The sequence below is a fragment of the Vibrio sp. Vb0888 genome (genome assembly GCF_033338835.1).
In the GTDB taxonomy this organism is placed as follows: domain Bacteria; phylum Pseudomonadota; class Gammaproteobacteria; order Enterobacterales; family Vibrionaceae; genus Vibrio; species Vibrio alginolyticus.
In genome coordinates this window covers 1-1,344 of record NZ_JAWOTL010000144.1, presented here as the reverse complement: position 1 = coordinate 1,344, position 1,344 = coordinate 1, and the positions used below count along the sequence as shown (strand labels likewise).

2 protein-coding genes are annotated in these 1,344 nt (G+C 45.9%); both read right to left on the bottom strand.

Annotation, left to right across the window (positions count from 1 at the left end):
• Positions 1 to 164: 164 nt before the first annotated feature.
• The gene (gene tadA / locus R7P72_RS24550) at positions 165 to 689 is read right to left on the bottom strand and encodes a tRNA adenosine(34) deaminase TadA (protein ID WP_318110904.1); all 525 of its coding nucleotides are present in this window, start codon (positions 687 to 689) and stop codon (positions 165 to 167) included.
• A 166-nt stretch (positions 690 to 855) separates the two neighbouring features.
• On the bottom strand, positions 856 to 1,344 hold a 489-nt coding region (locus tag R7P72_RS24545), incomplete at its 5' end, for an AbgT family transporter (protein ID WP_318110903.1).

The following is a 1,344-nucleotide window of genomic DNA, read 5'->3' as shown; positions in this document are numbered from 1 at the left end:
GTTTGAATAAGACAGTGGCTGCGATTCGCCGCAAGCGAAAGCTGACAACGATGAAAAAGAAAGTCAGCGCACGCAATCGTGTATTCGTTCACTTAGTAAATCACTAAGAACTTAAAGCAAACATCTACACACCCGTAGATGTTTGCTGAACACAACTCACCAACTTAATCTTCTTGCTTACCTTCTAATACTTTTTTCTCTTGTTTCTTGGCCTTAATTTCTTTGCGACGACGCTTGAACAAGGCCTGTAACTGCTCACGGCACTCATCCTCTAACAGCCCTCTTTCGACCGTTGCGTAATGGTAAGCTGCTTGGCTCTCAAACAAGTTCAATACCGTACCAGCCGCGCCCGCTTTAAGATCTGGCGCGCCAAATACCACGCGTTTCACTCTGCTGTGCAACAGTGCTCCTGCGCACATCGGGCAAGGCTCTAGTGTGACATAGAGAGTGGTGTCTAAAAGTCGATAGTTTTCTAACACAGCCCCTGCGTTACGTAGAGTCTGAATCTCCGCATGTGCTGTTGCATCATGAGAGCAGATAGAGCGGTTCCAGCCTTCTGCAATCACTTCTCCATCTTTAACTAATACCGCTCCCACAGGCACCTCTCCTTCCAATTCAGCTTGTTCAGCTAATGCAAGTGCTCGGCGCATAAAAATTTCGTCTTGTGGGGTAAATTGATGCTCAGACAAAAGGGCTCCAGAAAGGAAGGTAACTATGAATAGCGAAATATTACCACCAACATCGCTTTCACTACAGCAGGACATAAGTTTTGGAGATGCGCCTCTTTCGTAATGGCACCTCAAAACAAAAAAGCGCAGACCTTTCGACCTGCGCTTTTCTCTAATATTCGATCATTTACATCGTGTATGTGTACGGTGCTTGAATACCTAGTGGGATACCTACCATCCAGTAAAGAACTAGGAAGATTGACCAACCAATCAACATAGCAATCGAGAATGGCATCATCAGTGACGCCAGTGTACCAATGCCTGTCGACTTCACGTAACGTTGACAGTAAACCACTACAAGAGGGAAGAATACCATCAGAGGTGAAATGATGTTCGATACTGAGTCACCCACACGGTAAGCCGCCTGAGATAGTTCAGGAGAAATACCTACCGCCATTAGCATTGGAACTAGGATTGGACCAATCAAAGCCCATTTCGCAGAAGCGGAACCGATAAGTAGGTTTACAGCCGCTGTTAGCAAGATCATACCAATGATGGTTGCTTCACCTGGTAGGTTCATCGCTTTTAAGCCTTCAGCACCATACAACGCTAGCATCGTACCGATGTTTGACTGAGCAAATGCAGATAGGAACTGAGCACAGAAGAACGACATAAC